Here is a 21,992-nt window from a genome sequence, read left to right as displayed (position 1 = left end):
AGGACTTCCTGAAGGTGGCCAAGGAGGCCATCGACGACTTCGGAACGCACAAACTCAGCAAGGAACAGTGGACCCGGTTCGCCGACACGGTCAACTACGTCCCACAGACTGCAGGTCCCGAGGCGCTTGCAAGCGCTGTCGAGGAAGCCGAGGAGAAACTGGGATCAGACGTCCGGAGACTTCACTATCTGTCGGTGCCGCCAAAAGCCGCCCGTGCGGTGATCACCATGCTGCGCGACGCAAAGCTGGTGGAGCGGTCGCGCGTCGTCATGGAGAAGCCGTTCGGCACTGATCTGGCCAGCGCCGTCGAACTGAACAATTTCGTCCACGAGACGTTCGACGAAAATCAGATCTTCCGCATCGACCACTTCCTGGGCAAGGAGGCCGCCCAGAACATTCTGGCCTTCAGGTTCGCCAACGGCTTGTTCGAGCCGATCTGGAACCGAAACTTCATCGACCACATCCAGATCGACATCCCCGAGACGCTCGGCCTTGACGAGCGGGCCAACTTCTACGAGAGCACCGGCGCCTTCAAGGACATGGTGGTCACCCACCTGTTTCAGGTGATGGCGTTCGTCGTGATGGAACCCCCGACGGCACTCGAACCCCGCGCCATCAGCGAGGAGAAGAACAAGGTGTTCCGCTCGATGTTGCCTGTCGACCCGGCCAAGGTTGTCCGAGGGCAGTACGTGGGGTACCGCAAGAACAAGGGTGTAGCCCGCGATTCCGATACCGAGACGTTCATCGCGCTCAAGGTGGGTATCGACAACTGGCGTTGGGCCGGGGTACCGATCTACCTCCGCACGGGAAAGCGTATGGCCGAGGGCATTCGCGTCATCTCGATTGCGTTCAAGGAAGCGCCGCGTTCGATGTTCCCGGCGGGATCCGGCGTCGGTTCGCAGGGGCCCGACCATCTGACGTTCGATCTCGCTGACAACTCCAAAGTGTCGCTGTCGTTCTACGGCAAGCGCCCCGGTCCCGGGATGAAGCTGGACAAGCTGTCTATGCAGTTCTCGACGCAGGAGATCGACACCGTCAACGATGTCTTGGAGGCCTACGAGCGGCTGATCCTGGACGCGATGCGCGGCGACCATACGCTGTTCACCACCGCTGAAGGCATCGAGTCGCTTTGGGAGCGATCAGAGCCACTGCTCGAAAACCCGCCACCGGCCAAGATCTACCAGCCCGGTACCTGGGGACCGAACTCGATTCATCAGCTGATCGCTCCCAACGCGTGGCGGCTGCCATTCGAGCGAGGGTGGCGCGAGGCCAAGCACGACGACTGCTGATCGGCTGTGCCCGCCGGCAAAGCGGCGAATGCAAAAGCCCCCGACACGATGAGTATCAGGGGCTCTGCGTCTGCTTGCGCAGATACCGCTACTTGGCCTTCTCCAGAATCTCGACGAGCCGCCAGCGCTTGGTGGCCGACAGCGGACGCGTCTCCATCAGAGACACCCGGTCGCCGATGCCTGCGATGCCGTTCTCGTCGTGCGCCTTGACCTTGGTCGTGGTGCGGATGATCTTGCCGTAGAGCGGGTGCTTCACCCGGTCCTCCAGCTCAACCACGATGGTCTTCTGCATCTTGTCGCTCACCACATAGCCGATGCGGGTCTTACGACGGTTGCGCGGCTTTTCGGTCCGCGGTGTGTACGCGGGACCCTTGGTTGCCTTCTCTGCCATTACGATTCCTCACCAACAGGTCCGGAAGCCAGACCCAATTCACGTTCGCGCAGCACGGTGTACACGCGCGCGATCTCCTGACGCACTACCCGCAGCCGACGGTTGTTGGCCAGCTGACCCGTCGCCATCTGGAAGCGCAAGTTGAACAGCTCTTCCTTCGACTCGCGCAGCTTGTCGTGCAGTTCTTCGTCGGTCAGCTCGCGCAGTTCGCCCGGCGTCACTCCTACTGCCATCAGAACTGCTCCTCTCGAGTAACGATGCGTGCCTTGATCGGCAGCTTGTGGATCGCGCGGGTCAGCGCCTCCCTGGCGACTTTCTCGTCGGGATAGCTCAACTCGAACAGCACGCGACCCGGCTTGACGTTGGAAATCCACCACTCCGGCGAACCCTTGCCCGAGCCCATCCGGGTTTCGGCGGGCTTCTTGGTCAGCGGGCGGTCCGGGAAGATGTTGATCCACACCTTGCCGCCACGCTTGATGTGTCGGTTGATCGCGATACGAGCGGACTCGATCTGCCGGTTGGTGACATAGGCGTGTTCCAGAGCCTGGATGCCGTAGTCGCCGAAGCTCACCGTCGTACCGCCGCTGGCGATACCGCGCTGGCGCGGGTGATGTTGCTTGCGGTGCTTGACTTTACGGGGAATCAACATAACTAGCTCTCCGTGCTTTGAGTTGACTCCGGGGTCGCCTCGGCTGCAGCGCCTGCAGCGGCCTCGGTGCCTGTCGACGCCTCCGCGACGGCGGGTGCCTCTTCAGTACCCGACTGCGCGGGACCGGTATCGCCGCCGGAGGCAGCGCGACCGGCTTCGGTGCTGGTGGCAGTCGTACCCGACGCCCCACTGCGACGCGGGCGGCTGCCCGAAGGGCGCTCCCGGCGCGGACGATCGGCGCCTGCCGGAACGGCGGCGGTGAGTTCGCGCTTACCACCGACGATGTCGCCCTTGTAGATCCAGACCTTCACGCCGATGCGACCGAACGTCGTCTTGGCCTCGTACAGGCCGTAGTCGATGTCGGCACGCAACGTGTGCAGCGGAACGCGGCCCTCGCGGTAGAACTCCGAGCGGCTCATCTCGGCGCCGCCGAGACGGCCGGAGCACTGCACCCGGATGCCCTTGACGTTGGGCTGACGCATCGCGGACTGGATCGCCTTGCGCATCGCGCGGCGGAACGCCACGCGGTTGCTCAGCTGCTCGGCGACGCCCTGGGCGACCAGCTGAGCCCGCGACTCGGGGTTCTTCACCTCGAGGATGTTCAGCTGGACCTGCTTTTTCGTCAGCTTCTCCAGGTCTGCCCGGATGCGATCGGCCTCGGTGCCGCGACGGCCGATGACGATGCCCGGCCGTGCGGTGTGGATGTCGACGCGGACCCGGTCCCGGGTGCGCTCGATCTCCACGTCGGCAATGCCGGCGCGCTCGAGACCGGTGGCCAGCAGCCGACGGATCGCGACGTCTTCCTTGACGTAGTCCTTGTACTGCTTGTCGGCATACCACCGGGACTTCCAGTCGGTGGTGATACCGAGCCGGAAGCCGTGGGGGTTGATTTTCTGGCCCACTACTGCGAGCCTCCCTTCGCTTCGTCAGAAGCCTTTTTCGCCGGAGCCTTCTTGGCAGCCTTTTTGGCCGGAGCCTTCTCAGCAGTCGCCTTCTCGGCGGTCGCCTTCTTAGCAGCGGCCTTGGCAGGAGTCTTCTCAGCGGTGGCCTTTTCAGCCGTCGCCTTCGTTGCGGGTGCCTTCTTTGCCGGCGCCTTGCCGGCGGCGGCCTTGCTGCCCTGCGCGCGACGCGAACGGGTTGAGCTGGCCGACTGACCGGCGCGCTCACCGCGTGCCGGACGACTCTCGACGATCACGGTGATGTGGCTGGTGCGCTTGCGAATTCGGAACGCACGCCCCTGGGCGCGCGGCCGGATGCGCTTGGCCGTCGGACCCTCGTCGGCGTAGACCGCGGCGACCACGAGCGTCGAGGGATCCAGCCCGTCGTTGTTCTGCGCGTTGGCGGCGGCACTGGCGATCACCTTCGCGACCGGCTCGCTCGCCTGCTGCGGCGCCCACCGCAGGATGTCCAGCGCTTCGGACACGGTCTTGCCGCGCACCAGGTCGATGACCCGGCGCGCCTTGGTCGCCGATACGCGGACGAAGCGGGCCTTCGCCGTCGCGCTCGGGTATTCGGTCTCAACAGAGGTCATCGCCGTTTGGCCTTCCGGTCATCCTTGATGTGACCCTTGAACGTGCGGGTGGGTGCGAACTCGCCGAGCTTGTGTCCGACCATCGCCTCGGTGACGAACACCGGGACGTGCTTGCGGCCGTCGTGCACCGCGAAGGTGTGCCCGATGAAGTCGGGGATGATGGTCGAACGACGCGACCAGGTCTTGATGACCTGCTTGGTGTTCTTCTCGTTCTGTACGTCGACCTTCTTCAGGAGATGGTCGTCGACGAACGGACCTTTCTTCAGGCTGCGTGGCATCGGCTACTCCTACCGGTGGTGCTTCTTGCCGGTACGCCGGCGTCGGACGATGAGCTTGTCGCTCTGCTTGTTGCGTTTACGGGTACGGCCCTCGGGCTTGCCCCACGGGCTGACCGGGTGGCGGCCGCCTGAGGTCTTGCCCTCGCCACCGCCGTGCGGGTGGTCGACCGGGTTCATCACGACACCACGAACGGTGGGGCGCTTGCCCTTCCACCGCATGCGGCCGGCCTTGCCCCAGTTGATGTTCGCCTGCTCGGCGTTGCCGACCTCGCCGACGGTGGCGCGGCAGCGCACGTCGACGCGGCGGATCTCACCGCTGGGCATGCGCAGCGAAGCGTAGGTGCCTTCCTTGCCCAGCAGCTGGATCGACGCACCTGCCGAACGGGCCATCTTGGCGCCACCGCCGGGACGCAGTTCCACAGCGTGAATCAGCGTGCCCGCCGGGATGTTGCGCAGCGGCAGGTTGTTGCCGGGCTTGATGTCTGCGTTCGCGCCAGACTCGACGATGTGCCCCTGCGCCAGACCCTGCGGCGCGATGATGTAGCGCTTCTCGCCGTCCAGGTAGTGCAGCAGCGCGATGTTGGCGGTGCGGTTCGGGTCGTACTCGATATGTGCGACCTTGGCGTCGACGCCGTCCTTGTCGTGGCGACGGAAGTCGATCACGCGGTAGGCGCGCTTGTGGCCACCGCCCTTGTGCCGGGTGGTGATTCGGCCGTGCGCGTTACGTCCACCCTTGCCGTGCAGCGGACGCACAAGCGATTTCTCCGGCTCCGTGCGAGTGATCTCGGCGAAGTCGGAGACGCTTGAACCGCGGCGACCGGGGGTCGTCGGCTTGTACTTGCGGATTCCCATGTCAGCTATCCCTTACCCGGCGGTTACGCCGGTGCTCCGAACAGGTCGATCGGCTTGCTGCCCTCGGCAAGCGTGACTATGGCGCGCTTGGTGTTCTTGCGCTTGCCGTAGCCGGCGCGGGTGCGCTTGCGCTTGCCCTGGCGGTTGGCGGTGTTCACGGACGAGACCTTGACCTTGAAAATCTTCTCGATGGCGATCTTGATCTGGGTCTTGTTCGAGTCGGGGTGAACGATGAACGTGTAGACGTTGTCCTCGATCAGCCCGTAGGACTTCTCGGAGATGACCGGCGACAGGATGATGTCGCGCGGATCGGTGATGGTCGCCATCAGGCCGAAACCTCCTCGTCAGTCTTGGTGTTGGCGCTGATGTAGGAATCCAGCGCCTCGACGCTGAAGACCACGTCGTCGGCGTGCAGCACGTCGTAGGTGTTGAGCTGGTCCGGCGAAAGCAAGTGCACGTTAGGAAGATTGCGCACACTCTTGGCGCCTGCCTCGTCGCTGCGACCGATGACGATCAGCACCTGCTTACCCTCGACCAAACCGGCCAGGAACGTCTTGGCGCTCTTCGTCGACGGCGCCTGCCCCTCGACGAGCTCGGTCACTGCGTGGATGCGGCCGTTGCGGGCCCGGTCGGACAGCGCGCCGAGCAGTGCGGCGCGAATCATCTTCTTCGGCGTCCGCTCGCTGTAGTCGCGCGGCTTCGGGCCGTGCACGACGCCACCACCGGTGAACTGAGGTGCGCGCGTCGAACCCTGACGGGCCCGACCTGTCCCCTTCTGCCGGTACGGTTTCCGGCCGCCACCGCGGACCTCGCCGCGCGTCTTGGCCGAGTGCGTGCCCTGACGGGCGGCCGCCAGTTGCGCGGTCACCACCTGATGCATCAGCGCGATGTTCGGCTCGACGTCGAACAGCTCGGCGGGCAGCTCGACTGAGCCGTCCGTCTTGCCGGCCGGTGTGTGGACGTCGATCTTCACATTCTTGGTGGCCATTACTTATCGCCTCGCTTGATTGCGCTGCGGACCGTCACCAGTCCGCCGTTGCGACCGGGGATGGCGCCCTTGATCAGCAGCACGCCATTCTCGGCATCGACCTTGTGCACCAACAGGTTCTGCGTCGTGATGCGGTCACCGCCCATCCGACCCGACATCCGGGTGCCCTTGAACACCCGACCCGGGGTGGCACACCCGCCGATCGAACCGGGACGACGGTGAACCGCCTGTGCACCGTGGCTTGCGCCCTGACCCTTGAAGCCGTGGCGCTTCATGGTGCCCGCGAAGCCCTTGCCCTTGGAGGTCCCCGTCACGTCGACAAAGGCGCCGTCGCTGAAGATTTCGGCGGTCAGTTCCTGACCGACCTCGTACTCGGCTGCCGCGGTCTCGTCGTCGAGCCGGAACTCGGCGATATGACGGCGCGGGTTGACACCCGCGGCGGCGTACTGCCCGGACAGCGGCTTGTTCACCTTGCGCGGGCTGATCTCGCCGTAGGCGAGCTGCACAGCGCTGTAGCCGTCGCGTTCCGGGGTACGGATCATCGTCACCACGTTGGGGCCAGCCTTGACGACCGTCACGGGCACGACCTTGTTGTTCTCGTCGAACACCTGCGTCATGCCCAGCTTGGTGCCCAAAATGCTCTTTCTAGCCATTTCTCTTGGGTCTCCTACTGGATGTTGACGTCGACACTGGCCGGCAGATCGATGCGCATGAGTGCGTCAACGGTCTTCGGCGTCGGGTCGAGGATGTCGATAAGGCGCTTGTGCGTGCGCATCTCGAAGTGCTCCCGCGAGTCCTTGTACTTATGCGGGGACCTGATGACGCAGTACACGTTCTTTTCGGTCGGCAGCGGCACTGGACCAACGACACTGGCGCCTGTACGGGTGACCGTTTCCACGATCTTGCGCGCCGAGGCGTCAATCGCCTCGTGGTCGTAGGCCTTGAGCCTGATGCGGATCTTCTGTCCCGCCACGCTTCTCCTACCTCGCTCCTGCTTCGCACTTCGGCCGGCCCAAACTCGAGGACCTGGTCCCTGCGCCTCGTCCGTGTGTTGCCACGCGGACGCAGCGCTGGTGTTGCCGCCGCTGTTTACCTGTCTGAAGTTCACCGGTCCCCGCGGTCGGGTGTGTCGCCCGCACGCGCACTTCGTCTCGACGGAAATTCCGCCTTCGTCGAAGATGGCACCGTTTGCGCCCGTTTGGGCGCCGGTTGTATGCCCGGCCAGGCGCAAACCCGGCTCAAGGCAACCCGAACAGTATGCCTCAGATCGGTAATTGCTCCAAATCCCTGGCCATGGGATTGCCGCGGTGCCCGACGGCCATGCCTGCGGCATCACGACCAGGCTTTCTTACTCCAGAGTAAGGTACCCCGTCATGGCAGCCCCGACCACTACCTACCAAATGTGGAAACGCCTCGCGGGACGTCCGGGTGGCACCCGGTTGTTTTCGACGGCAGCGATGGTACGGGTGCCGTATTTTGCATCGATCGCCCCGCACGTCGTCCGGATGGAACCCGGCCTCGCCGAGGTCACGGTGCCGAAATGGTTCTTCGTCTAGGTTGTTTAGGTTTCACCACGGAACACGAATTAGACAGTTCGAAAGCGACCGGCTCACTTCAGCCGAGATTGAAGTGGGCGAACTCTATCTGGATTCCGTCAGGATCGACAAAGTCGAACATTGTTCCTTGGTCCCCGGCTACTTTCCGGATCGCCGAACGCACAACACCAGAGGTATCAAGCCAACTTGCCCATGCACGGAGGTCATCCAAAGACTCAGCCTCAAGCGCGAAATGATCCAGACCGGTACGCACAGGGTCGAACCGTTCACCTGCGTTGCTTGAGTGCGCGCATAGGTCAAACACTTGGCCGCCCAGGCTCAGAATCGCCGCGCGCCCTGGGAAACGACGGCTGTCCTCACCCTCGGGGGTATCCGCCACTAAGAGGTCAGCGCCGAGCACGTCGCAATAGAAACGAATGCTGCGCTCGAGGACGGCTACCGAAATCCCAAAGTGATGGAGTCCAGCCAAGCGCGGACGAGTTGGATCGCTTTCCACGAGCTTTGATGATGCCAGCGGCGGCACTGATAACACGACGTTTTGACCATCGTCGGGCGATGGTCGCCCTCCCGCAGGTTTCCCTTGTCGAGGATGGCTCTATGTCTACAACCACTTGCACACCGTGCATGCGATCGCATCCTGCAATGCGGCGGAGATCGCAATGGGGATGTTGATGGAGGCGACCGTGCCCACCAGCCACCGCTGGATTCCGAAGGCGATGAATGTGCAGTACCTCGAGAAGGCCACTACCTCGCTACGCGCCCAGGCCCGGCTGGACCCGCCGGACTTCGCGGCGATCACCGGCGGCGTCGAGGTGGTGATCCCGGTGAGCGTGACGGACAAGATGGGCACCGAGGTGGTGCATGCCGACATCACCTGCTGGGTGACACCTGCGCACTGACTGACGTCGAAATCCGCTTTTTACAGAGGAAGTGCGAGTGGATCTATGCAAAAAGTCGTATTTCGACGCATAGCAACAGGAAAAACTTTGCGGCGTGCCACGACAATCGTCGTACCCGAACACATGCAGCGCGTCTGCGACGCTGCCCATTGGACGGCACGCTGGGCGTTGATGAACATCAACGAGGAGATGGCGCGCCATGCCGGGCACGCCGACCTCATCCGCGAGTCGATCGACGGCGCAACGATGTTCCCGCCGCGGCCGCCCGCAGCGGAGGGCTCATGAGTACGTGCCGTGTCCTACGCGCACCAGATTGCCGTCGAACGTCAGCACCTCGTTGACCAGTTCGCCACGGTGGTTGCGATAGTTGATCACCAGCGTCGACTCGCCCCGATATACCCCGACGACGTCGAAGTGAAGGTCGGGCACCATCGTCAAAGCCGTTGTCCAGTACCCCCGCAACGCGTCCTTTCCGCGCACCACACCGTTCGACTCGGGTAGTACGCGCGCGGCCACCGGCGAGGTGAACTCGACATCGTCGTGGAAATGGGCAAGCACGGCCTCCACGTCGTGTGCGTTCCACGCACGCACCCACTCGTCGGCGAACGTCTGGGGATCCGGGGTCGGCATGGCGCAAGCCTAGGGGTTACCGGGGCAGGTTCGCCCAGAACGCGCACTGGTGGCTGTCATCGAAGTCGGTGATGACGCGACTGCCGTCTGACTGCAATGACATCCACGGCTGCGCGGCGACGTCGGCGCCGAGCGCGGGCCACTCCGGCTGACCAACGGCATCCGGCGACCCGTTGTTGATGAACCTGCTCCAGTAGTCGAGCATCTGGTCCGACAGCTTCTGTTGCGGCGGGTCCAGGGGACCCGCGCCGCCGACCTCGAAGATGAAGCGCAACTCCAACGAGTGGCTGGCGCCGACGGGAAACGGCAACGTGCGCATCGGCTCTGGCGCGGGTGCATCGCGGTCGTTGAACTCGTATGCGTAGACCGGCCCGACCCGGGCCAGGTCGTCGCTCATCCGCTCGTTGACGCACGAGAACACCCCGTCGGTGACCGCCGCCGCGTACGCGGACGGCACGTTGCCGCCGTAGTTGCCCAGCGGGTAGCGCTCACCGACGGCAGCAGCGTTGGCGCCGAACGTATCTCGTAGCAGTTGCGGGTACCGCTCGGTCGTGTAGACCTCACCGAACCGCAGATACTGCAACGCGACGAAGAGGGTGAACTCGTCTCGGTTCGTGCCGATCAGTACCGGCACGCGGGCCGCCTCGTTGCGTGCGATCGCAGTGACCGGGTCGACAGGGAGGGCCACGCTGCCGGTTACCGGCCCGGGCAGCGCATCCTCGCCGATGTTGTAGAAGGTCACGGGTTCGCGCAGCTTGTCCAGCGGCAACGATCGCAGACAGTCCGCGGCCGTCTTCGGATCGGCGCACCCGACTCTCGCGGCGTAGTCGACGCTGTGCCGCTCGGCTGTCGGAAGGTCCGCTTGTGCCCCGCACGGCGCACTCTGGATGATCGCCGCGCGGAACAATCCCTTCGAATCCGGTGCCACCAGGTGGTCGCATACCGACATGCCGCCCGCGGACTCCCCTGCGACGGTCACCTTTGCCGGGTCGCCGCCGAAGTCGGCGATGTTGTCCCTGACCCACCGCAACGCCGCCTGCTGGTCCTGCAGTCCGTAGTTGCCGACGTCGCCGGGCGGACCGAGCGCCGGATGGGCGAGGAATCCCAGCGTGCCGAGGCGGTAGTTGATGGTGACGACGATGACGTCGCCGCGCGACACCAGCCAGCGGCCGTCGTAGATCTTGCCGCTGCCACCGGTGAACGAGCCGCCGTGGATCCACACGATGACCGGTCGCGGCGCTCCCTTCATCGCAGGCGTCCAGACGTCCAGGCTCAGGCAGTCCTCATCGCTCTGCTTTCCGAATTCTGGATCGGCACTGGGATCCTGGATGCACCGCGGCCCCGATTTGGTGGCATCGCGTATCCCATCCCATGCCGGCGGCGGCGCAGGCGCACGGAAGCGCAGCGGGCCCACAGGCGGTGCCGCGTAAGGGATGCCGGCGAACAAGCGATGATCCCACTCGACCTGGCCGCGAACCGTGCCGGTGGCCGTCTGTACCAGGGAGGTATCCGACTGCGGCGCGGGCGTCGGGACCACCGGCGACGGCGCCTCGAGTATTCCCGGGATGGCCGACCTCGGCGATGCCCCGACGAGCCGTCCGAGCGCGACCACCAGCACCGTCGCCATCACGACGATCAGGACCACCCGCAGGCTTCGAGCCGTCCCTGGCTGCACGAAGTCCGAGCCTACGCAGGCTTTCGCTCAAACCGCTGGATCGCACATACGGCGATCCCCTAGACTGCGAACTTGACACCCGTCAAGTTCGCTCCAGCCCACACCTCAGGGAGACGCGATGAGCCCGCGCCCTATCGACGAAGCCGCCACGGTACTGGCCGACCCGACCGCATACGCCGACGACGACCGGCTGCACAGCGCACTTACCCGACTGCGGACCGACAATCCGGTGGCGTGGGTCGACAGCCCGCCGTACCGCCCGTTCTGGGCGATCACCAAGCACGAAGACATCATGGCCATCGAGCGCGCGAACGACCTGTTCCTTTCCGAACCCCGCCCGCTGCTGGCGACCGCGGCGACCGACGACGTGCTCAAGACACAGCAGGACGCCGGTATGGGCATCCGCACGCTCATCCACATGGACGACCCGCACCATCGGAAAGTCCGTGCGATCGGCGCGGACTGGTTCCGCCCCAAAGCGATGCGCGCACTGAAGGTTCGTGTCGACGAACTTGCGAAGCGCTATGTCGACACGATGCGTGACGTCGGGCCTGAGTGCGATTTCGTCGAGGCGATCGCGGTCAACTTCCCGCTCTATGTGATTCTCTCGCTCCTCGGACTGCCCGAGGACGATTTCCCGCGGATGATGAAGCTGACGCAGGAGATGTTCGGCGGTGACGACGAGGAGCATCGACGAGGCGACAGCACGGAGGATCTGCTGGCCGTACTCGCCGACTTCTTCAACTATTTCGGAGCGTTGACGGCATCGCGACGGGAAACGCCCACCGAGGACCTGGCATCCGCAATAGCCAACGGGCGCGTCGACGGTGAACTGCTATCCGATATGGACACACTCTCCTACTACGTGATCATCGCGAGCGCCGGACACGACACCACGAAGGACGCGATCTCTGGCGGGCTGCGCGCCCTCATCGAGAATCCCGGTGAGCTGACGCGCCTGCAGAACAGTATGGACCTGATGCCGACCGCGGTCGAGGAGATGATCCGCTGGACGACTCCGGTGAAAGAGTTCATGCGGACCGCGGCCGAAGACACCACCGTTCGCGGCGTGCCGATCGCCAAGGGTGAATCCGTATATCTCACTTACGTTTCAGGCAATCGCGACGAGGACGTCTTCAACGAGCCCTTTCGGTTCGACGTCGGCCGCGACCCGAACAAGCACCTGGCCTTCGGCTACGGCGTGCATTTCTGCCTGGGAGCCGCGTTGGCGCGGATGGAGATGAACAGCCTTTTCGCCGAGTTGGTACCCCGCCTGGAGTCCATCGAATTGGCAGGCGAGCCCGAGCTGTCTGCGACGACGTTCGTCGGCGGGCTCAAGCATCTGCCTATTCGCTACTCGCTTCGCTGAGCCCCTTCTTGCGATGGGTGGCGAGAAAACCGTCGACGGCGCACACCGCAATATCCCGATAGTCGAAGTCCGGCAATGTCGACAGCTTGCCCAGCGCGATTGGGCCAAGCAGCAATGCCGCCGCCTTGGCGCGGTCGACCTCGCCCAGCTCGGCAACCGCCTGCGGGCTACTGAGGATCGCCTCGAACGGCGCTGCGTACTGTTCGGCCACACGTTCCCGCAAGGTGCGCACCTCGGGACTGTCTTGCGAGCCGCGGTGCGGTGCGCCCGGCAACCTTTCCAGGTCCCCACCCAGGGTCAACCATGACATCGCGGTCAACGTGACGGGAGCCTCGGCGATCAAGTCGGCCTGCGCCTGCACGAGCTCGATCAGCCGGTCACGCAATGAGCCCTCGGCCGGCGGCGTCGGCGCCGGGGGAATCATCGCGTGAAAAGCGGCTGCCAGCAGATCATTTCCGCTCGGGAAGTGCCGATAGAGCGTGGCGCGAGCCACGTTGGCTGCGCGGGTGACCGCATCGACGGTCACCGCACTGGGGCCTCCCGAGCGCAGCAGAGTGGTCGCAGCTTCGAGCAGACGGGCCCTCGATCGCGCCGGTCGGGGGTCGTTGCGCCCGTCGGTCATGGTTTGGGCCCCTTTCCTACGGGAACAAGACTGTTGGTCTCACAACGAGACTGTTAGTCTCGAAAATAGCCCGATCGAAGGTAGGCGACAATTATGGCCGACACGGTCGTCCGGTCCGATCAGGATATCGACGCCAACCTGGCCTCCTTGTCGAAATTCGGCCGGTTCTGGTTGTTGACAGTCGCAGCCGTCGACGTTCTGCTCGTGATTGCCTCGATGGTCGCCCTCAACGCAGCGCTTCCGGATATCGCCTTGCAAACCGCGGCCACCCAGACCCAGCTCACGTGGGTTGTCGACGGCTACACACTGGTGCTGGCCTGCTTGCTGTTGCCTGCAGGTGCACTCGGCGATCGATATGGGCGCCGGGGCGCATTACTCGTCGGCATCACGATCTTCGGCCTCGCGTCGATTGCGCCGACGATCTTCGACAGCCCTGTGCAGATCATCATCGCCCGCGCCGTCGCCGGCGTCGGGGCCGCGTTCATCATGCCCGCCACACTTTCTCTGCTGACCGCTGCCTTCCCCAAGAACGAACGCAACAAGGCAATCGGAATATGGGCAGGCTTTGCGAGTTCAGCAGCGGTCGTCGGGTTCATGGGGACAGGACTGCTGCTGCACTACTTCGCGTGGCAGTCGGTGTTCTACGCGTTCGCGATCGCGAGTGTCGTGTTGTTCGCCTGCACGTGCACGATTCGGTCTTCGCGTGACGAGAGGGCCACGCCCGTCGATTGGATCGGCGCAGTCCTCATCGGCGGCGCCGTTGCCGTTTTCGTCTTCGGTGTGGTCGAGGCCCCTGTCCGCGGATGGTCGCATCCGATCGTATGGGGTTGCATGTCCGCGGGTGTGGCGCTCGCCGTCGTTTTCGCGCTCGTCGAATTGCGAAGGAAGCATCCACTCCTCGATGTTCGTTTGTTTGGGCGTCCCGACTTCACCATCGGTTCGGTCGGCATAACGTTCCTGTTCTTCTCCAACTTCGGTTTCTTCTTCATCGCCATGCAGTACATGCAGCTCATTCTCGGTTACACGCCGCTTCAAACCGCCTGGGCGCTAGGGCCATTGGCCGTCCCCATCATCGCGCTGGGTGCGACGATGCACCTGATCCTGCCCAGGTTGGGCCTTCGGCTGGTGGTGGCGGTCGGCTTGTTCCTGATCGCCGCGGGCCTGTTCAGCATGCAGTACTTTCAAGCCGACTCGTCCTACATCGACATCGTCTGGCCGATAATGATCACCGCCACCGGGATCGGCCTGAGCGTTGCACCGACGACATCGGCCATCATGAACGCCGTTCCGACCGACAAACAGGGAGTAGCGTCCGCCGTCAACGACACGACCCGAGAAGTGGGCGCCGCCGTCGGCATCGCTGTGGCGGGCTCCGTGCTGGCCGCGCAGTACAGTCATGCGCTGTCGCCGGTCCTGGCCCAGTTTCCCGAGCAGGTTCGCGGCGCGGCGAGCGACTCCCTCGCCAACGCGCTGGAGATCGCCAAACAGCTTGGACCGCAGAGGCCCGCGCTGACCAAGCTCGCCGAAACGGCCTTTCTCGACGCTATGGACCTGTCGCTCATTGTGCTCGCGACGGTGCTCGCCGTCGCGGCCGTGTTCGTCGCAGTCTGGGCCCCGGGTCGCGACGGTCGTCAGCTCAGGATCGTGGCCCGACTGGCGCGTTCGTCAGGCGACGATGAACTCGGCAGCGCGGTGTCCGAGCATCACGACCGTGGCGTGCGGGCCGCGCCCGGTGACGGCCGGCAGCACCGACCCGTCGACGACCCATAGACGATCGACGCCGCGCACCCGGCATCGCTCGTCGACGACAGCCACCGGATCACCTTCAGATCCCATCGGCGCCGTCGCACACAGATGCTGGGACGTCGACCAGCTGGCATCGCCGACTTCCGTTGATGACGAGGCCAATTCACGCGCAAGTTCGGCACCGGCACTCAACATGGCCACATCGTGCGGGTCGCTGTCATAGCGATGCTCGATGATCGGTGCCGCCTCGGGATCGTCCGACACTATACGCAACCTGCCCCGAGACCGCGGATGCATCAGCGCGACGCCGATGTGCGGTCGATCGGCGGGATCGTCACCTGCGCCCTCCATCATGGCGCCGAAGCCCCTCGTATAGGGCCTGATCTCGAGACCGTTCGGTGTAGTGAGCACTGCCTCCAGAGGAGGAAGGTCGTGCGTCGGCGTCCAGCCCACGGGTAGCACCCATTCAGGGTGATCGCTGGTCCGAGTGCCGACCGGCGCATTCAGCACAACCGGGACGCCCGCACCCACGAGGTCATCCTCGGGTCCGATACCCGACAGCATCAACAGTTGCGCAGAGCCGATTGCCCCGGCGCACAATACAATCCGATCGGCTGACAGCTGGATCGGTCCGGCAGGCCCCACGCCGTCCACGCCGACCGCGACGCCTTGGTCGAACACGATCCGCGCCACCCGCGTGTCTGCGATCAACGTCAGGTTGGGACGGTTGAGGGCAGGCTGCAGGAATGCACCGCCCGGCCCGATCCTGATACCGCCGTCGATGTTCAGTGGTACGGCACCGATGCCGGCTGAGAGCGGAATGTCTGGAGCCGCGCCATTGAGGTCAGCGATCCACGGGTAGCCCATTTCGATGGCTGTATCCACGAAAGTGGCTGTACATCCGTCGAATTCAGCCACGCGACGGACGAGTATCGGCCCTTCCGACCCGTGCAGCGGGCCGACGAAGTCAAGATCACGCTCAACCGCGCGAAAGTGTGGAAGCACGTCGTCCCATGACCAGCCGGGAATCGACCAGCTTCCGAAGTCCTCTGGCGACGCGCGGCAGAAATAGCCGCCGTTGACCGCACCGGACCCGCCCACCACCGCACCCCGCATGATGTGCCCGGCGCGCACCGGCTCGTCTGTCAACGTCGTCGCAAAGTGCCGCACCACTGAGCTGGCGGTACCGATCGGCATCCGCACCGCATCAGTAATTTGAGCGCTCACCTTTGGGTCGAAGGGCGCTGGCCCCGCCTCGACAACAGTGACATCACACCTGGAATCTGCTGAGAGCCGTTCCGCTAGAACAGATCCAGCACTGCCCGCTCCAATGATCAGCACATCACTGCGCCCACGAGGAGCAGCGGGGCCGATGGGCAAAGCTGCTTCAGGTCCGGATCTGCGGCTTGAGGGCGCCGATATGCCGTTCCCGAACCACTCCGGTCCACAGACCGGTGCCATAGGCGATATCGTCCAGTCGCTTCAGCAGTAGGTAGCTGACCAGACCCACGGGCTTGGTGTCGTCGTCAGCATTACCGTGCCGCTTCACCCAGTCCACGACACCGTCGATGATCGCCGCCACCAGCACGATGTTTCTGCACCGCCGAGACAGCATCGCGAGCACAAGCGCGATCGGCCAGTAGTGCCGACAGATCGCGGCGGCGAGCTGAAGGGCCCCCGACCAGAGGCCGTGCGCGGCGACGACCGCGACCTCTTTGGGTTCGGTGTCGACCGTGCCGAGCGAGTTGGCGATCCGCCGGCCGGTGATCGTGGCCACCACCATGGATGCGAGGCAGCCGACGGCGGAGCCCATCGTGAGCAGAATCCACACCACAAGTGTCCAACCGGAGATCACCAGCGGAGCTGTCTTGCCTGGGTGGCGGACCGAAAGCGGAGCCGCGGACTCGCCGTAAAAAGCCCTGCGCACGAACCACTCTCGCAACTGGGTGCGATGCTCGTGGGCAACCATGGCGATGGGTTCATACCGGAGCCGCGCACCGGCTTCAATGAAGCGCCAGCACAGATCCACATCCTCGCCGGACTTCATTGTTTCATCGAATCCGCCGACCTCGTCCAGCACAGACCGCCGGCAGATGATCGCTGCGCTCGGCACGTAGGAAACGGTCCCGTACGGCACGACGGGCGCCTCCCGCTGGCCGAGGTCGAGCGACGAGCGCACCGCCTCGTAGCGGGCCACCAAACTGTCCGGCTGCGCCAAGTTCACAATGCGCGGCGCGACCAAAGCCACTGCGGGATCGCAGAAGTGGCCGAGCAACGCTTCCAGCCAGCCGCGCCGCGGAACCACATCCGAGTCGAGAAACGCGACGAAGTCGGTCTTGCAGACCGCAAGGCCGGTGTTGCGGGCGGCGGCGGGCCCCTTGTTGCGGGGATGGCGCAACACCTGAACGTCGCAGTGCATGCCGTTGAAGTCGGATTGTTGAATCGGGGTGGCCGACCCGTCGTCCACCACCACCACACGCATGCCACGCAATGCCGACACCAACCTGTGCACACCAGAATCGTTGTCTCGCACAGGGATAACTACAGTAACGTCTCGGTGTGATGGTCCGCTTGCCGGCCTCGGATGGGCGACGGTGGCGTCCAGAAGTGTGCGGGCGACCTGGGCGCTGAGGGCGTCATGCACTTCGAGCCTGCCGCCGTTGAGCATGGTCTGCGCGGCAGGCGCGAGCCGAAGTAGCCGGGTGGGCGAACCACCGAGCAGAGCCGCGCCCTCCCCGAGCACCTTGACCCGGCGATCAACCTGCACCGCGAACCCGTCGGGCAGCCGGTGCTGACTCATGTCAGCATCCCGTTCCGGTCGGGCTTCCAACCGACGATCCGGCGGAGGCAGCCGTCCACCATCTCGGCAAACAGCCGTTCACCGTCGGTCGCGGTGGCAGTCGTGGGATCACCGAGAACACCCACGTCACTCACGGCCGCCATCCCGCCCCTGCGCATCGCGGGCAGCAGCTCGGCCAGCGGCGCACGGTTTCCCGGGACCATCTCCTGTAAACGCACGGCGTCCGGCGAAATATGTAGCAATACAGACGTTTCGGTGTGCCCGGCGTGGGCATCAGCGTTCAGCACACCGCAGGAGCACCATCCGACGTCGCGTCCCTCGAATCTCAGCAACGTGGTCGCCGCGGCCAGCGCCTCCACGTTCCCACCATGTCCGTTAACGAACACGAGGCGCCTCGCCCAGTTCGTGGCCGACCGACCGAATTCCACCAGCAATAGCCGCAGAGCTTCGGAACCGATGGACACGGTGCCGGAAAAGCTCTCGTGTTCGCCACTGGCCCCGTAGCCAATCGGTGGTGCAATTAGCCATCCGCGATGATGATCGGCTTCCGCAAGTCTTTCAGCAACTCGGCGAGCGACGGCCGACGCGATCCTGGTGTCAGTGTCCAGCGGCAGGTGGGGTCCATGCTGTTCGGTGGAACCTACCGGGATTAACAACGCGGGTGATATGCCGTGCAGCTGGCTCGACGTTGAGTTCCCAAGCTCGCTGGGGAAAGCCACCTGCCGATGGTAGGACGAATTCACCTGCTGTGCGCCGGTTGTTCGCGCATGAGCAGATTTCTTTTTCCATGAAGTTGCCGCAGACGGTGTCGGCTAATCACGTCCGTCTCCCCTGCCACGCATGTTTCACCAGTAATGGCGCTGGTAGCGGAGGCGTCCGGGTCAGGGCCGGGTGTCGGCGGGCACACCCAGCGCTCGGATGAAGTCCGCGGGCACCACCACGTCGCTGGCGACTAGGTCGTGTACCGAAGCTCGGCCCAGGCCCATCATCGCCGAGTCGATGCCGCCACGGAGGAGGTCGAGCACGTTCTCGACCCCGGCTTGACCCTCTGCCGCCAGCCCCCAGAGGTATGCACGGCCGATCATGACCGCGCGCGCGCCGAGAGCCAGAGCCTTGACGACGTCGCTGCCTCGCCGCACACCACCGTCGAGCAGCACCTCGATCTGGTCTCCCACGGCTTCTGCGATGGGCGCCAGTGCACGAATGGACGCCGGTGTCCCGTCCAGGTTGTTACCGCCGTGGTTGGACACCGAGATGGCCGAAACACCAGCGTCGACAGCACGTTTCGCGTCGTCGACACGCATCACACCCTTGAGCATGAACGGTCCGCCCCATAGCTCGCGCAGCCAGGCGATGTCCTCCCACGTCGGCGGTGGCGTGCCCATCCACTCGCCGTATGCGGCGAAGAAGGGTGGTCCGGGCTCGCCGACCGCGGCCTGGTTGGGCACCCGCAGGTCCGGCGGGCGCATGGTCTTCGCCCACTGCAGGAGCCACCGCGGTCGGGTCAGGCCCTCGGGGAGCATGCGCACCGTCGTGCGCAGGTCCATGTGCTCGGGGATCTTCGGACTGCCCCAGTCACGGCCGTGCGCGAAGCTCCAGTCGGTGGTGGCGATCAGGCCGACGGCCCCGGCCGCCCGCGCACGTTCAACCCGCGCGGCGATCGCTTCCCTGCCACCGAGCCAGTAAATCTGGAAGAACGTCTTGGGATTGGCGGCGACGACGTCCTCGACAGGCTTGCTCGCGAATGACGACAAGCCCATCGCGGTGCCTCGCGCCGCAGCAGCGCGAGCGACGGCGATCTCACCATCCGGATGGACCGCTTGCACGCCCGTCGGCGAGATCACTACGGGCAGCGAGATCTCCTGTCCCATAACGGTCGTCGACAAGTCACGCTTCTCTATGGCGCCGATGACGTGCGGCGCGAATCCGAGCTCGCCGAACGCGTCGACGTTGTCGGCGACGGTGATGCCCTTCTCGCTGGCGGCGAGCAGGGCACTGTATACGGATTTCGGCAGCCGCTTCTTCGCCAACTGCTGGGCGAACGCCACCGTCTCGAACCACTTATCGCGGGCCATGGCTAGACCGGGCTCTCGTTGCACAGGCGGGACGGAGCCGCTCCCGCGGCGACATTGAGTCTGAGCGGTGCGGGCGCAAGAGTCAGCGGGATGGGCCCCTGCTTGGTTCCACGGGAATGATCGCCACTGGGCTTCGGCTTGACCCGTTCCTTCTCGAGTGCCGGGACTCCCCAACCCTCGACACATTCGGGATCCGGGCCGTCCAGAGGCAGACCGGTGAAGAATTTGGCGGCCATGCAGCCGCCGCGGCAACTGTCATAGTGACCGCAGCTTCCGCAAGCTCCGGCCGACTGCGGCTCCCGTAGTTCGCGGAACAGCGGCGCGTTCTTCCATACGTTGTCAAAACCGCCCTCGGACAATATGTTTCCGGCGAGGAAGCGATCGTGGATGGCGAATGGGCAGGCGTAGACGTCGCCGACCGGATCGATGAGGCACACCACCCGGCCCGCACCGCACAGGTTCAGGCCTGCGAGCGCACCCGGCGCCCCGAGCCCGGACAGGTGGAAGAAGGAGTCGCCCGTGAGGACGCCATCGCCCTTGGCGACGAGCCAGTCGTAGAGCTGGCGCTGCTGCTGCGGTGTCGGATGCAGGTCATCCCACACATCGGCGCCACGGCCCGATGGGCGCAGCCGGGTGATTCGCAGCGTGGCACCGTAACGTGCTGCCAGCGAGGCGAACTCATCGAGTTGATCGACGTTGTGCCGGGTCACCACGACAGAGATCTTCGCGTCCTTGAAACCGGCCTCGGCCAGATTCTCCAGCGCGCGCACCGCCATCGCGAACGAACCCTGACCGCGCACCGCATCGTTGACCTCGGCAGTCGCCCCGTCCAAGGAGATCTGCACATCGACGTAGTCACTGGCCGCCAGCCGGGCGGCCACCTCCGCGGTGATGCGCACCCCGTTGGTGGAGAACTTCACCCCGACATGATGGGCGGTGGCGTAGTCCACCAGTTCCCAGAAGTCCGGCCGCACCGTCGGTTCGCCGCCGCCGATGTTGACGTAGAACACCTGCATGCGCTCGAGCTCGTCGATGATGTCCTTGCACTGCTGCGTCGACAGCTCGCGAGGATCGCGCTTACCCGACGAGGACAGGCAGTGCACACACGCCAGATTGCAGGCGTAGGTCAACTCCCACGTCAAGCAGATCGGTGCGTCGAGGCCGTGCTCGAATTGCTCGACCAGGCGTGGCACCGGTTGGGCTTCCGGCGCTGGCGCCGAATCTGTCACAGTCATTAATCGTCTCCAGTTACGAGCATCTTCGACTGGACCAGAACGCCCAGCGCGTGCAGATACGGACCCTGTTGTGCGTCGTCGATTCCGGCCGCGCGGCATGCGGATCTCGCATCGGGGTGCTCGCCCAGCGAGTTGATCACCTCGACGATGGCCCGGTTCTTCAGGAACGACAGTTTGCGCGTGCCGAAGTGATAGAGCAGCGCGCCGAATGGCTCTGGCCGGACCGCCACCTGGTGGTGCAGCCGCCAGCTGACGTCCGGGTCGAACGTCATGGTCAGTAGACTCCGCACATCCCGTCGATCGACACCTCTTCGACCAGCGTCTCGGTCACGAGCTCGGTGTTGTCGTTCTCTACCTGCTGATTCGGCTCCATGATTGCCACCTTTTCTTCAACCGGGTCTCGACAATTGTGATCCAAATCGCAAGAATATGGCATCGAGTGCCAGAATGGAAGGGCGGGGTGGTGATGAGGTCGAGTTCCGAGCACCGGGTTGGCCGGCGACGCTCGACGACCTGGGACCACTTGAGCAATGTCGCGATCGACCTCTTCGTTGCCCGCGGCTTCGATGCGGTCAGCGTCGATGACGTTGCACACGCCGCGGGGATCGCGCGCCGGACACTATTCCGCTACTACCCGTCCAAGAGCGCACTGCCCTGGGGCGATTTCGACGCCCACCTCGAGCGAATGCGCAATCAGCTGGCTGACCTCGACCCGAGTGTGCCGATCGGGGACGCGCTGCGGACGGCGCTGTTGGCGTTCAACACCTTTGACGAATCCGAGACACCGAGGCACCGCCAACGGATGCGGGTCATCCTGCAGACCGCCGAGCTGCAGGCTTATTCGATGACGATGTACGCGGGGTGGCGCGCGGTGGTGGCCGCATTCGTGGCGCGACGGCTCGGCGTCAAGGACAGCGACCTTGCACCGCAGACCGTGGCCTGGACGATGTTGGGGACGGCCTTGTCCGCCTACGAGCATTGGCTGGCCGACGAGACGGTGTCGCTGGCCGAGGCGCTCGACGATGCGTTCGACACGGTCAGCGGCGGCCTGGCCGCGCTGACCTGAACGCCCTGGTGAAAAAACTTTCGGTTCGGGCGTCGGAGTACGGCGCTTCGAGGCGACGATAAGGGTGTGAGCGCCGAACCAGAGCCAGGTGACGCGCCGCGGACGCTGCTGGCGTTGTACGACGAGGCACTGCCCACGGTGTACGGATATTTCGTCCGACGCTGTGGCGACCGCGGAGCAGCCGAAGACCTGACGTCGGAAACCTTTCTGGCGGCGATGGACGCCGCGCGCAAGGAGGTTCCGTCGCCGATAACGGTGCCGTGGCTCATCGGCGTGGCGCGGCACAAACTCGCCGACCACTACCGGCGGCGATCTGACCGGTTCACCGTGCCGGTGGCCGA

At 64.7% G+C, this 21,992-nt stretch carries 28 protein-coding genes and 2 pseudogenes; 8 read left to right on the top strand and 22 right to left on the bottom strand.

Annotated elements, in window-relative coordinates:
* A partial coding sequence (zwf, locus tag QOJ24_RS25355) for a glucose-6-phosphate dehydrogenase (protein WP_526266168.1) occupies window positions 1-1,289 on the top strand: 1,289 nt, incomplete at its 5' end.
* An 88-nt stretch (window positions 1,290-1,377) separates the two neighbouring features.
* On the opposite strand, the gene rpsQ is transcribed toward zwf, so the two are convergent.
* The 11 genes from rpsQ to rpsJ are packed head-to-tail and all read right to left on the bottom strand — an operon-like array spanning window position 1,378 to window position 6,951.
* Window positions 1,378-1,680 (bottom strand): 30S ribosomal protein S17, encoded by a 303-nt coding sequence (gene rpsQ / locus QOJ24_RS25350; protein WP_123026932.1) that lies wholly within the window; start codon window positions 1,678-1,680, stop codon window positions 1,378-1,380.
* The gene (rpmC, locus tag QOJ24_RS25345) at window positions 1,680-1,913 is read right to left on the bottom strand and encodes a 50S ribosomal protein L29 (protein WP_526266167.1); all 234 of its coding nucleotides are present in this window, start codon (window positions 1,911-1,913) and stop codon (window positions 1,680-1,682) included. The genes rpsQ and rpmC overlap by 1 nt, the downstream gene beginning before the upstream one ends.
* Window positions 1,913-2,329 (bottom strand): 50S ribosomal protein L16, encoded by a 417-nt coding sequence (gene rplP, locus QOJ24_RS25340; RefSeq protein ID WP_123026934.1) that lies wholly within the window; start codon window positions 2,327-2,329, stop codon window positions 1,913-1,915. The genes rpmC and rplP overlap by 1 nt, the downstream gene beginning before the upstream one ends.
* A gap of 2 nt (window positions 2,330-2,331) precedes the next feature.
* Window positions 2,332-3,231, bottom strand: coding sequence for a 30S ribosomal protein S3 (rpsC, locus tag QOJ24_RS25335; RefSeq protein WP_526266165.1), 900 nt, complete (start codon window positions 3,229-3,231; stop codon window positions 2,332-2,334).
* Window positions 3,231-3,860, bottom strand: coding sequence for a 50S ribosomal protein L22 (gene rplV, locus QOJ24_RS25330; RefSeq protein WP_526266163.1), 630 nt, complete (start codon window positions 3,858-3,860; stop codon window positions 3,231-3,233). The genes rpsC and rplV overlap by 1 nt, the downstream gene beginning before the upstream one ends.
* On the bottom strand, window positions 3,857-4,138 hold the full coding sequence (gene rpsS, locus QOJ24_RS25325) for a 30S ribosomal protein S19 (protein WP_010908582.1): 282 nt from the start codon (window positions 4,136-4,138) through the stop codon (window positions 3,857-3,859). Before rpsS ends, rplV begins: the two co-directional genes overlap by 4 nt.
* 9 nt (window positions 4,139-4,147) lie before the next feature.
* Window positions 4,148-4,990: a 50S ribosomal protein L2 gene (gene rplB, locus QOJ24_RS25320; protein ID WP_526266161.1), complete on the bottom strand. Its 843-nt coding sequence runs from the start codon at window positions 4,988-4,990 to the stop codon at window positions 4,148-4,150.
* Window positions 4,991-5,013: 23 nt separating this feature from the next.
* Window positions 5,014-5,316 (bottom strand): 50S ribosomal protein L23, encoded by a 303-nt coding sequence (gene rplW, locus QOJ24_RS25315; RefSeq protein ID WP_526266160.1) that lies wholly within the window; start codon window positions 5,314-5,316, stop codon window positions 5,014-5,016.
* Window positions 5,316-5,978, bottom strand: a complete 663-nt coding sequence (gene rplD, locus QOJ24_RS25310; protein WP_526266158.1) for a 50S ribosomal protein L4 — start codon at window positions 5,976-5,978, stop codon at window positions 5,316-5,318. Before rplD ends, rplW begins: the two co-directional genes overlap by 1 nt.
* Entirely contained in the window at window positions 5,978-6,631 is a 654-nt protein-coding gene (rplC, locus tag QOJ24_RS25305) for a 50S ribosomal protein L3 (protein ID WP_526266156.1), read from the bottom strand. Before rplC ends, rplD begins: the two co-directional genes overlap by 1 nt.
* Window positions 6,632-6,645: 14 nt before the next feature.
* A complete protein-coding gene (gene rpsJ, locus QOJ24_RS25300) occupies window positions 6,646-6,951 on the bottom strand; it encodes a 30S ribosomal protein S10 (RefSeq protein ID WP_003883485.1) in 306 nt (101 codons plus the stop codon).
* Window positions 6,952-7,351: 400 nt separating this feature from the next.
* On the opposite strand from rpsJ, the pseudogene QOJ24_RS25295 reads away from it, so the two are divergent.
* Window positions 7,352-7,531: pseudogene (locus tag QOJ24_RS25295) on the top strand (DUF4442 domain-containing protein); the annotation flags it as partial.
* Between the two features lie 61 nt (window positions 7,532-7,592).
* Here the strand turns inward: QOJ24_RS25295 and QOJ24_RS25290 are convergent.
* A complete protein-coding gene (locus QOJ24_RS25290) occupies window positions 7,593-8,030 on the bottom strand; it encodes a VOC family protein (protein WP_526266154.1) in 438 nt (145 codons plus the stop codon).
* A 94-nt stretch (window positions 8,031-8,124) separates the two neighbouring features.
* On the opposite strand from QOJ24_RS25290, the pseudogene QOJ24_RS25285 reads away from it, so the two are divergent.
* Window positions 8,125-8,433: pseudogene (locus tag QOJ24_RS25285) on the top strand (PaaI family thioesterase); the annotation flags it as partial.
* 87 nt (window positions 8,434-8,520) lie between these two features.
* Window positions 8,521-8,718, top strand: a complete 198-nt coding sequence (locus QOJ24_RS25280) for a mycothiol transferase (protein WP_526266153.1) — start codon at window positions 8,521-8,523, stop codon at window positions 8,716-8,718.
* On the opposite strand, the gene QOJ24_RS25275 is transcribed toward QOJ24_RS25280, so the two are convergent.
* Together QOJ24_RS25275 and QOJ24_RS25270 are read right to left on the bottom strand one after the other, a co-directional pair.
* On the bottom strand, window positions 8,713-9,063 hold the full coding sequence (locus tag QOJ24_RS25275) for a nuclear transport factor 2 family protein (protein WP_526266151.1): 351 nt from the start codon (window positions 9,061-9,063) through the stop codon (window positions 8,713-8,715). The genes QOJ24_RS25280 and QOJ24_RS25275 overlap by 6 nt on opposite strands.
* A 16-nt stretch (window positions 9,064-9,079) precedes the next feature.
* Window positions 9,080-10,738, bottom strand: coding sequence for a carboxylesterase/lipase family protein (locus QOJ24_RS25270; protein ID WP_526266149.1), 1,659 nt, complete (start codon window positions 10,736-10,738; stop codon window positions 9,080-9,082).
* A gap of 118 nt (window positions 10,739-10,856) precedes the next feature.
* Here QOJ24_RS25270 and QOJ24_RS25265 point away from each other — a divergent pair, with 118 nt between their 5' ends.
* The gene (locus QOJ24_RS25265; protein WP_526266148.1) at window positions 10,857-12,107 is read left to right on the top strand and encodes a cytochrome P450; all 1,251 of its coding nucleotides are present in this window, start codon (window positions 10,857-10,859) and stop codon (window positions 12,105-12,107) included.
* On the opposite strand, the gene QOJ24_RS25260 is transcribed toward QOJ24_RS25265, so the two are convergent.
* The gene (locus QOJ24_RS25260) at window positions 12,085-12,729 is read right to left on the bottom strand and encodes a TetR/AcrR family transcriptional regulator (RefSeq protein WP_526266146.1); all 645 of its coding nucleotides are present in this window, start codon (window positions 12,727-12,729) and stop codon (window positions 12,085-12,087) included. The genes QOJ24_RS25265 and QOJ24_RS25260 overlap by 23 nt on opposite strands.
* Before the next feature lie 93 nt (window positions 12,730-12,822).
* Here QOJ24_RS25260 and QOJ24_RS25255 point away from each other — a divergent pair, with 93 nt between their 5' ends.
* Window positions 12,823-14,499, top strand: coding sequence for an MFS transporter (locus tag QOJ24_RS25255; protein WP_526266145.1), 1,677 nt, complete (start codon window positions 12,823-12,825; stop codon window positions 14,497-14,499).
* Here the strand turns inward: QOJ24_RS25255 and mftG are convergent.
* The 7 genes from mftG to mftA form a co-directional block, all read right to left on the bottom strand.
* Window positions 14,395-15,816: a mycofactocin dehydrogenase MftG gene (gene mftG / locus QOJ24_RS25250; protein WP_526266143.1), complete on the bottom strand. Its 1,422-nt coding sequence runs from the start codon at window positions 15,814-15,816 to the stop codon at window positions 14,395-14,397. The genes QOJ24_RS25255 and mftG overlap by 105 nt on opposite strands.
* A 46-nt stretch (window positions 15,817-15,862) precedes the next feature.
* Window positions 15,863-17,275: a mycofactocin biosynthesis glycosyltransferase MftF gene (gene mftF / locus QOJ24_RS25245; RefSeq protein ID WP_526266141.1), complete on the bottom strand. Its 1,413-nt coding sequence runs from the start codon at window positions 17,273-17,275 to the stop codon at window positions 15,863-15,865.
* Window positions 17,272-18,018, bottom strand: coding sequence for a mycofactocin biosynthesis peptidyl-dipeptidase MftE (mftE, locus tag QOJ24_RS25240; RefSeq protein WP_526266140.1), 747 nt, complete (start codon window positions 18,016-18,018; stop codon window positions 17,272-17,274). Before mftE ends, mftF begins: the two co-directional genes overlap by 4 nt.
* 138 nt (window positions 18,019-18,156) lie before the next feature.
* Complete coding sequence (mftD, locus tag QOJ24_RS25235; protein ID WP_526266138.1) at window positions 18,157-19,350, bottom strand: pre-mycofactocin synthase MftD; 1,194 nt, start codon at window positions 19,348-19,350, stop codon at window positions 18,157-18,159.
* Between the two features lie 2 nt (window positions 19,351-19,352).
* Entirely contained in the window at window positions 19,353-20,585 is a 1,233-nt protein-coding gene (gene mftC / locus QOJ24_RS25230) for a mycofactocin radical SAM maturase (RefSeq protein ID WP_526266137.1), read from the bottom strand.
* Window positions 20,585-20,857 (bottom strand): mycofactocin biosynthesis chaperone MftB, encoded by a 273-nt coding sequence (gene mftB, locus QOJ24_RS25225; RefSeq protein WP_526266135.1) that lies wholly within the window; start codon window positions 20,855-20,857, stop codon window positions 20,585-20,587. The genes mftC and mftB overlap by 1 nt, the downstream gene beginning before the upstream one ends.
* Window positions 20,858-20,859: 2 nt before the next feature.
* Entirely contained in the window at window positions 20,860-20,958 is a 99-nt protein-coding gene (gene mftA, locus QOJ24_RS25220) for a mycofactocin precursor MftA (protein ID WP_526266133.1), read from the bottom strand.
* A 93-nt stretch (window positions 20,959-21,051) separates the two neighbouring features.
* Here mftA and mftR point away from each other — a divergent pair, with 93 nt between their 5' ends.
* Both mftR and QOJ24_RS25210 read left to right on the top strand, forming a co-directional pair.
* On the top strand, window positions 21,052-21,651 hold the full coding sequence (gene mftR, locus QOJ24_RS25215) for a mycofactocin system transcriptional regulator MftR (RefSeq protein WP_526266170.1): 600 nt from the start codon (window positions 21,052-21,054) through the stop codon (window positions 21,649-21,651).
* 66 nt (window positions 21,652-21,717) lie between these two features.
* The coding region (locus QOJ24_RS25210) for an RNA polymerase sigma factor (RefSeq protein WP_526266132.1) at window positions 21,718-21,992 on the top strand (275 nt) is incomplete at its 3' end.

This window comes from Mycobacterium sp. (genome assembly GCF_032159775.1).
Taxonomy (GTDB): domain Bacteria; phylum Actinomycetota; class Actinomycetes; order Mycobacteriales; family Mycobacteriaceae; genus Mycobacterium.
This window is presented reverse-complemented; position numbering and strand designations above follow the sequence as displayed.

Bases quoted from the DNA above. Each gene is read 5' to 3' on its own strand.
- rpsQ (WP_123026932.1), bottom strand. From the start codon at position 1,680: ATGGCAGAGAAGGCAACCAAGGGTCCCGCGTACACACCGCGGACCGAA.
- rpmC (WP_526266167.1), bottom strand. From the start codon at position 1,913: ATGGCAGTAGGAGTGACGCCGGGCGAACTGCGCGAGCTGACCGACGAA.
- rplP (WP_123026934.1), bottom strand. From the start codon at position 2,329: ATGTTGATTCCCCGTAAAGTCAAGCACCGCAAGCAACATCACCCGCGC.
- rplV (WP_526266163.1), bottom strand. From the start codon at position 3,860: ATGACCTCTGTTGAGACCGAATACCCGAGCGCGACGGCGAAGGCCCGC.
- rpsS (WP_010908582.1), bottom strand. From the start codon at position 4,138: ATGCCACGCAGCCTGAAGAAAGGTCCGTTCGTCGACGACCATCTCCTG.
- rplB (WP_526266161.1), bottom strand. From the start codon at position 4,990: ATGGGAATCCGCAAGTACAAGCCGACGACCCCCGGTCGCCGCGGTTCA.
- rplW (WP_526266160.1), bottom strand. From the start codon at position 5,316: ATGGCGACCATCACCGATCCGCGCGACATCATCCTGTCGCCGGTCATC.
- rplD (WP_526266158.1), bottom strand. From the start codon at position 5,978: ATGGCCACCAAGAATGTGAAGATCGACGTCCACACACCGGCCGGCAAG.
- rplC (WP_526266156.1), bottom strand. From the start codon at position 6,631: ATGGCTAGAAAGAGCATTTTGGGCACCAAGCTGGGCATGACGCAGGTG.
- QOJ24_RS25275 (WP_526266151.1), bottom strand. From the start codon at position 9,063: ATGCCGACCCCGGATCCCCAGACGTTCGCCGACGAGTGGGTGCGTGCG.
- QOJ24_RS25265 (WP_526266148.1), top strand. From the start codon at position 10,857: ATGAGCCCGCGCCCTATCGACGAAGCCGCCACGGTACTGGCCGACCCG.
- QOJ24_RS25260 (WP_526266146.1), bottom strand. From the start codon at position 12,729: ATGACCGACGGGCGCAACGACCCCCGACCGGCGCGATCGAGGGCCCGT.
- QOJ24_RS25255 (WP_526266145.1), top strand. From the start codon at position 12,823: ATGGCCGACACGGTCGTCCGGTCCGATCAGGATATCGACGCCAACCTG.
- mftF (WP_526266141.1), bottom strand. From the start codon at position 17,275: ATGAGTCAGCACCGGCTGCCCGACGGGTTCGCGGTGCAGGTTGATCGC.
- mftD (WP_526266138.1), bottom strand. From the start codon at position 19,350: ATGGCCCGCGATAAGTGGTTCGAGACGGTGGCGTTCGCCCAGCAGTTG.
- mftC (WP_526266137.1), bottom strand. From the start codon at position 20,585: ATGACTGTGACAGATTCGGCGCCAGCGCCGGAAGCCCAACCGGTGCCA.
- mftB (WP_526266135.1), bottom strand. From the start codon at position 20,857: ATGACGTTCGACCCGGACGTCAGCTGGCGGCTGCACCACCAGGTGGCG.
- mftA (WP_526266133.1), bottom strand. From the start codon at position 20,958: ATGGAGCCGAATCAGCAGGTAGAGAACGACAACACCGAGCTCGTGACC.
- mftR (WP_526266170.1), top strand. From the start codon at position 21,052: ATGAGGTCGAGTTCCGAGCACCGGGTTGGCCGGCGACGCTCGACGACC.